Genomic DNA, 7,388 nt, shown 5'->3' with positions numbered 1-7,388 from the left:
CGACGAGCAGCGCGGTGTCGATCCCGCTCGCGCCCGCCAGCATGGTGTGCACGAAGCGCTCATGGCCGGGCACGTCGACGAAGCCGAATTCGTCGGTATAGGCGTAGCCGAGATCGATGGTGATGCCGCGGCGCTTCTCCTCGGCCAGCCGGTCGGTGTCGACGCCGGTCAATGCCTTGACCAGCGCGGTCTTGCCATGATCGACATGGCCGGCCGTGCCGATGATCACGGCGCGACGCCTGTCATGCCAAGCAGGGGATTGATCCCGAGGCGGGACCAGCCGGCGTCGGAGACCATCAGGTCCAGCCCCAGTGAGGCCAGGTCGTCGGCCAGCGGTTCGATCGCCGTGTCTTTCTCCTGGTAGAACATCTTCGCATAGCCGCGGCAGACGTCGCAGGTCTCGGCCTTGATGGCGCCCGAACCGCCTTCGATTTCCCGCAGCGCCAGTCCTTTCGCCTCCCCGCAGCCGGTGCAGACGGCGCGCACATGGTTCCAGGCCGTGGCACAGAGGCCGCAATGCAGGTACCGCGCGCCGGGACTGCGCCCCTTGGCGGTGATGACCCCGGCGACGGGTGGAGACGCGCAGACGGGGCACAGGCCGCGTTGCGGCAGCAACCGCACCGCCGTCGCATCCAGGGCCGCGGCATGCCGCGCGAATACGACCTGCAGCGCGGCGGCGAGGACGATCGACTCGCCGGCCCAGGTTGTCGCCAGGTCGCCCGCCAGCCAGTCACGCGCCAAAGCGCGGGTGTCGAGATCCGGCAGGCGACGGAGCGTGGCCCGCGCGGCCTCGGGGAAAGCCGGGTCGTCGGCGATCGGGGCGAAGGCGCGCAAGGTGGCGTCCCAGCCGAGGTCCAGCGGGATCGCGGCGAGGTCGAACGGGGTCGGAAGGGGCGCCGGAAGGGGCGTTTCAGACACGGAAGCAGCCTGGGCGCCAGCGATCTGTGCCAGGAACCGCAGCCAGTCCGCCATCGGATGCGCCACCAGCAGCACACGGAGGCGATCCGCCCTGCGGCTGAACAGGGTAGCGGGGACCGGCAGGATCACCGGATCGGGTTGTCGCACCCCGTCGCGCGGAAGATCGCCGAGGCTGGTGGTCTTAATGCTCACGAGTGAAGTCACCAGGTGTCGTGGCCGAGCGTGTCTCCATAGACGCTGACTGAGGCGGATGTGGGGCATTGTCGCCTCTCCCGCCATGGTGACCGGACGGCCGCCGTCCACGCCCTGCCGGGCGTCGATGGCACTCCCGCGTTTTCACACGTCACTTCTGCCCGCGCGCCAGCGTCCTGAGCCATTTCCGGTGGTGCCGGAAGGTCCAACCCGCGGTGACGGTGCCCCGCAGCATCCCGTGCATCGTGCCGCGGACCCAGATCGCCGCGTAGACGTGCGTGATCCACACGGCGATGATCGCGACCGCCGCCACGCTGTGGACCAGCACCGCGATCCGCTTCACCTCGATCGAGGTGAAGCGGAAGAAATACTGGTCCCAGATGACGATACCGGTGGCGAACAGCACCAGGATCAGCCAGGTCATCGCCCAGAACACCAGTTTCTGTCCGGCGTTGTAGCGACCGACCTCGGCCAGGCGTTCTTCGTGATTGCCCAGCACGTCTCGGATCTTGCCGATCCATGCCGTGTCGTCGCGGGTCCACAGGTTGTGGCGCACGAAGGGGACGAACAGGATCGCAAAGCTGACCAGCAGGACGACGCCGAACCAGGGATGGATCGCGCGCGTCGCTTCTCCGCCGCCGAACAGGCTGGACAGGAAGAACAGCCCCGGATCGAACATCGACATCCCCGACAGCGCCAGCAGGATCAGCAGCAAGGCCGTGATCCAGTGGTTGATCCGCTGCGCCGTCGTATAGCGCGAGACCATGGCGGGGGTCTGATGGGCGCTCATGACGGGTCCCCTTTCCGATCATCCCCTTTCGTGTCTTGTCCGGCCAGCATGGCGGCGCCCTTCGCTTCGTCCTCGGGCGTCACCTGGTTCGGGCCGGCGACGACCCAGTGAACGAAACCCGCGACGGCGGTGAATGCCAGGCCGGCCAGCGCGATCGGCTTGAACAGGCCCTTCCAGGCCTGCACCAGCGGGCTGATATGCGGCTTGTCGGGCAACCCGGCGTACAGCGACGGACGGTCCGCGTGGTGCAGCACATACATGACGTGCGTGCCGCCGACGCCGTCCGGATCATACAGCCCCGCCTTGTCGAAGCCGCGGGTTTTCAGCTCCGCCACCCGCTCCCCGGCCCATCCGGTCATGTCGTCCTTGGACCCGAACAGGATCGCCCCGGTCGGGCACGCCTTGACGCAGGCTGGCTCCAATCCGACCGACACGCGGTCGGAGCACAGGGAGCACTTATAAGCCTTATGGTCCACCGGGCTGACCCGAGGGATGTCGAACGGACAGCCTTTCACGCAGTAGCCGCAGCCGATGCAGTGCTCGCTGACGAAATCGACGATCCCGTTGGCATATTGCACGATCGCCCCGGGCGCCGGACACGCTTTCAGGCAACCGGGATCGGCGCAGTGCATGCAGCCGTCCTTGCGGATCAGCCATTCCAGATTGCCGGCCTCGTCCTCCCATTCCGTGAAGCGCATCAGCGTCCAGGCGGACGGACCCAGGTCCTGCGGATTGTCGTAGCTGCCTTCGAAATATCCGATCTCCGGCCGCAGGTCGTTCCATTCCATGCAGGCGGCCTGGCACGCCTTGCAGCCGATGCAGCGGGTGACGTCGATCAGCTTGGCGACCGGCGGCTCCTGGCGGACCGAGGGTGGGTCGGCGACCGAAGCGGAGCGGCGGCGGATGTCGAGGGACTGCAGATCGGCCATCGCACCCTCCTATGCCACCGGTTCCGACGGACCGGCCGTCTTTTCGATGTTCACCAGGAACGCCTTGAACTCCGGCGTCTCCGTGTTGGCGTCGCCGACGAACGGGGTCAGCGTGTTGGCGCCATAGCCCTTGCGCGCAGCCCCGGTGAAGCCCCAATGGATCGGCAGGCCGATCACGTGCTGCGACTTGCCGTCGACCGCCAGCGGCTTCAGCCGCTTGGTGACATAGGCCTTGCAGACCACGGCACCGCGGTTCGACGTCACCTTCACCCAATCGCCCTGGCCGATGCCTTTTTCTTTCGCCAGCGCCTCGCCCACCTCGACGAATTCCTCGGGCTGGAGGATCGCGTTGATGCGGGCATGCTTGGTCCAGAAATGGAAATGTTCGGTCAGGCGATACGTGGTGCCGACATACGGGAACTTGTCGGCCGATCCGAACTGGGCGCGGTCGTCGGGGAAGACGCGGGCGCAGGGGTTCGACTTCACCCGCGGATGCAGCAGGTTCGTCACCGGGCTTTCCAGCGGCTCGTAATGCTCAGGGAACGGTCCCTCGCGCATCTGGTCGCGGGCAAACAGCCGAGCGGTGCCCTCGGCGAGCATGATGAAGGGGCTGACGCCGGAATCCGGTTTCGTGGTCGGGACGAAATCGGGGACATCGATCCCGGTCCATTTCGATCCGTTCCAGGCGATGACCGGCTTGTCCGGGTTCCACGGCCTTCCCTCCAGGTCCGCCGAGGCTCGGTTGTACAGGATGCGGCGATTGGCAGGCCAGGCGAAGGCCCAGTTCGGCGCCAGGCCCTGATCGCGCGGGTCCGTGGCATCCCGCCGGCCCATGATGTTGCCCTTCTCGGTCCAGACGCCCGTGTAGATCCAACAGCCGCTGGTCGTGGTGCCGTCGTCGCGCAACTGGGCGAACGCATCCAGTTGCTGGCCGGCGCGCAGCGTTACGGTGCCGGCGTCGTCCTTGATGTCGACCAGCGCCTTGCCGTTGATCTCCTTGGCGAGTTCTTCCGGCTGCGGGTCGTTGCCGTCCAGGTAGTCCCAGGACAGGTTCAGGATCGGATCGGGGAAGGCCCCGCCATCCTTGCGATACATCGCCTGCATGCGCCGGAACAGGCCGGTCATGATGCGGACGTCGGACTGCGCCTCTCCCGGCGGGTCGGCGGCCTTCCAGTGCCATTGCACCCAGCGGGCGGAGTTGGTCAGGCTGCCGTCTTCCTCCGCGAAGCAGGTCGTGGGCAGCATGAAGACCTCGGTCTGGATCTTTGCCGGGTCGGACGGGTTCTTCGCTCCCTGGTTCTGCCAGAAATAGGCTGTTTCGGTTTCCAGCGGGTCCATCACGACCAGGTATTTCAGCTTGCCCAGCGCGGAGCGGATCTTGCCTTTGTTCGGAAACGACTGCAGCGGGTTGAAGCCCTGGCAGACATAGCCGTTCATCTGGCCGTTGTTCATCATCTCGAACGCACGCAGGATGTCGTAGTTCGGCACGTCGAGCTTGGGCAGCCAGTCATAGGCCCAGTCGTTGTCCGCCGTCGCGGCCTTGCCGAAGACGGCTTTCTGCAGGCTGACGAAGAACTTGCGATAGTTCTGCCAGTAGCTGACCTGGTTGGGACGCAGGGGCTTGTACTGCCGCGTCTTCATATAGGCGGTGAAATCGGTTTCCCGATCGTTCGGCAGCGTCAGGTAGCCTGGCATCGCGTTCGACAGCAGACCCAGGTCGGTCAGGCCCTGGATGTTGGAATGTCCGCGCAGCGCGTTCATCCCACCGCCCGACAGGCCGATATTGCCCAGCAGCAACTGCACCATCGCCATCGTGCGGATGTTCTGGCTGCCGACCGAATGCTGCGTCCAGCCCAGCGCGAACAGGCTGGTCAGCATCTTGTTCGGCACGGCAGTGGAGGCGACCAGGTCGCATACCTGCAGGAACTTGTCCTGCGGCGTGCCGCAGATGCGAGAGACCGTTTCGGCGGTGTAGCGCGCGACGTGCCGCTTCAGCAGCGACAGCACGCAACGCGGATGCTGCAGTGTCGGATCGACCTTGGCGAAACCGTCATCGCCCAGTTCGTAATCCCAGCTCGACCGGTCGTAGTCGTTCTTGCCCGCGTCCCAGCCGCTGAACAGGCCTTCGTCGAACCCGAACCCCTCCTTCACGATCAGTGCCGCATTGGTGTAGTTGCGGACGTAATCGTGCTGGATGGCGTCTTTCTCCAGCAGGTAGCGGATCACGCCGGACAGGAAGGCGATGTCGGTGCCGGGACGGATCGGCACGTAGTAATCGGCGACCGACGCCGTGCGGGTGAAGCGCGGGTCGACCACGACCAGCTTGGCGGCGTTGTGCAGCTTGGCCTCGATGACCCATTTGAAGCCGCACGGATGCGCCTCGGCGGCGTTGCCGCCCATCACCAGGATCACGTTGGCGTTCTTGATGTCCTGCCAGGTGTTGGTCATCGCGCCGCGACCGAATGTTGGAGCCAGACTGGCTACCGTCGGTCCGTGTCAGACACGCGCCTGGTTGTCGAAGACGACCATCCCGAAGGAGCGGGCCACCTTCCAGGTCAGGTATGCCGTCTCGTTCGACGCCGCCGACGCCGCCAGCATCCCGGTGGAGACCCAGCGGTTGACGGTGGTGCCCGCGGCATTCCTGGCGATGAAATTCTTGTCGCGGTCTTCCTTCATCAGCGTGGCGATGCGGTCGAGCGCGAAGTCCCACGACACACGCTTGAACGTGTTGGTGCCGGCGGGGCGGTACATCGGATATTTCACCCGTGTCGGCGCATGTACGACATCCAGCAGGGCCGACCCCTTCGGACACAGCGTGCCGCGGTTCACCGGATGGTCCGGGTCGCCCTCGATATGGATGACGCTGGGCCGGGCGTTCATGGCATTGTCGCCGAGCGTGTAGATCAGGATGCCGCAGGCGACGGAACAATAGGTGCAGGTGTTACGGGTCTCCGCGGCACGCATCAGCTTGAACGGGCGCACCGAGGCGGCCAGCGCTTCCCCCGCCATGCCGAACCCCAGGGCGCCCACGCCGGAGGCGGCCAAAGCGGCGCCGCTGAGTTTGAAAAACCCGCGCCTGCTGAGTTCCATGACGCCGATCCCTCCCCAGGAACGAAGGATCATGCTTCATGCTGCACGCAAGGGGAAGATTCAACCAAATAAATTTTGAAGAATCTGATGGATATTCCGTATCAGGGGGTGCGATGGCAGCCATCGGCCCAGGCGCCTCTCCCGTCACGACGAGCCTGCGCCCGCTATGACGGAGGCGCCGGTTTCGGCCTGATGTGGCGCCTGTGGGGTCTGCCTGCGATGCGGACGGTCCCCGTCTCAGCCTAGACCGGCACCAGGCGCATGCAACCCGCCTTGCGGCCGGCGGAAAACAGGAAATTGACCAACTGGCCGGCAGCCGGCAGGGCACTCGTCTGGATGACATGCGTCAGGCCCCACAGGTCCTGCACCGCGTCCGCCGCGCCCATCAGCGCCGGGTCGCCGCCGGTCAGCAGCAGCAGCGGCATGTCGGGGTTGAAGCGCGCAACGATCTTCATCGTGTGGAACCCGTCATGGTCGATGCAATCGACGTCGGAGATCAACGCGACCGGCCGTTCGGTGCGAAGGACCGTCATCAGGTCCGTGCCGGCGGAAATGACTTCCAGCCGCAGTTCCAGGAACTCACAGACCGGCGCCATCGCCGCGACCGTTTCAGGGTTGTCGCTGAACAGCGCGACGACGCCGGGGCGAGCGGAAAGCATGCTGCCGGCGAAGCTGTAGTCACGGGTCAGGGTGTCGGTAACCATCATATTCATGGCGCATCTGCCTTCTGCGGAGGACCCGGCTCTTTGCCTGGGCTGATGCCCTATCATCCAGAAAACGGGTTAGTCTTGGAAGTCATACAACCGGACGTTTACCGTTAGAACGAACGTTATTACCGTGAACTTCCGTGAAATCGTCAATACAACCGACTAATGAAAATACAACCGCGCAGACAAACGCGTGCAACAACCCCTCAAGGGTTAATCGCTTCATGCGGAAGCGTGCCCCAGAACTGCTCCCGCCGCAGGTAGCCGCGATACGATCCGGCCTGCACCTGACACCAGTCCGACGACGCCTCGCAGAACCGGATCCGGCCGATCACCCCCACCTTCAAGACTGCGACGGCTTTGGCGGCATCCTTCGCGTCGCCCCGCAGCGTGGCGTCGGCATTCGTGACGATGAAGGTCCGCCGTCCCATCAGCGTCGCCTGCTGCATCCAGCCCTGGATGCCGTCCGCGTCGCGCACGTAACGCCAGACGTCGTATTCGCGGATGATCTCCACCGGCAGGTCGCGGCGCTTGTAGACCCACTCGATCCGATAACGCGTGCCGGGACCGACCCGCATGTTGACGTCATCGGCACGCAGGGAGGCGAAACGGGGCAGCTTCGGTGCCTCGGTGTCCGGTTTTTCCGCCTCGGCGGATGTCCGCGCCGGCGACGAAGGGGTCTGGGGGGCGGTCGCGGGAGCAGTTCCCGGCGTGCCCGGCGGGTGCGCCGGCGGAATGGGCGGCACCGGCAGAGGCAGGGTC

General features: G+C 65.4%; 7 protein-coding genes. All 7 read right to left on the bottom strand.

The features are described from left to right. A partial coding sequence (locus tag VHB27_RS23180) for a GTP-binding protein (RefSeq protein ID WP_325605079.1) occupies positions 1-229 on the bottom strand: 229 nt, incomplete at its 3' end. Continuing rightward, entirely contained in the window at positions 226-1,110 is an 885-nt protein-coding gene (gene fdhE / locus VHB27_RS23175; RefSeq protein WP_325605077.1) for a formate dehydrogenase accessory protein FdhE, read from the bottom strand. The genes VHB27_RS23180 and fdhE, both read right to left, overlap by 4 nt. 151 nt (positions 1,111-1,261) lie before the next feature. Further along, positions 1,262-1,900, bottom strand: coding sequence for a formate dehydrogenase subunit gamma (locus VHB27_RS23170; RefSeq protein WP_325605074.1), 639 nt, complete (start codon positions 1,898-1,900; stop codon positions 1,262-1,264). Next, positions 1,897-2,829 carry a formate dehydrogenase subunit beta gene (fdxH, locus tag VHB27_RS23165; protein WP_325605072.1) on the bottom strand — a complete coding sequence of 311 codons (933 nt, stop codon included), beginning with the start codon at positions 2,827-2,829 and terminating at the stop codon, positions 1,897-1,899. Before fdxH ends, VHB27_RS23170 begins: the two co-directional genes overlap by 4 nt. A gap of 9 nt (positions 2,830-2,838) precedes the next feature. Continuing rightward, on the bottom strand, positions 2,839-5,919 hold the full coding sequence (fdnG, locus tag VHB27_RS23160) for a formate dehydrogenase-N subunit alpha (protein ID WP_325605070.1): 3,081 nt from the start codon (positions 5,917-5,919) through the stop codon (positions 2,839-2,841). 242 nt (positions 5,920-6,161) lie between these two features. Next, complete coding sequence (locus tag VHB27_RS23155) at positions 6,162-6,632, bottom strand: hypothetical protein (protein ID WP_325605068.1); 471 nt, start codon at positions 6,630-6,632, stop codon at positions 6,162-6,164. Positions 6,633-6,832: 200 nt separating this feature from the next. Continuing rightward, on the bottom strand, positions 6,833-7,388 hold a 556-nt coding region (locus VHB27_RS23150; protein ID WP_325605066.1), incomplete at its 5' end, for an SH3 domain-containing protein.

This window comes from Rhodopila sp. (genome assembly GCF_035548235.1).
Classification (GTDB): Bacteria; Pseudomonadota; Alphaproteobacteria; order Acetobacterales; family Acetobacteraceae; genus Rhodopila.
The sequence above is the reverse complement of the archived record's forward strand: the minus strand, read 5'-3'. Positions and strand labels throughout refer to the sequence as shown.

What these genes read in the sequence shown, in the direction of transcription:
- VHB27_RS23170 (WP_325605074.1), bottom strand. Translation starts at nt 1,900, where the DNA reads ATGAGCGCCCATCAGACCCCCGCCATGGTCTCGCGCTATACGACGGCG.
- fdxH (WP_325605072.1), bottom strand. Translation starts at nt 2,829, where the DNA reads ATGGCCGATCTGCAGTCCCTCGACATCCGCCGCCGCTCCGCTTCGGTC.
- VHB27_RS23155 (WP_325605068.1), bottom strand. Translation starts at nt 6,632, where the DNA reads ATGAATATGATGGTTACCGACACCCTGACCCGTGACTACAGCTTCGCC.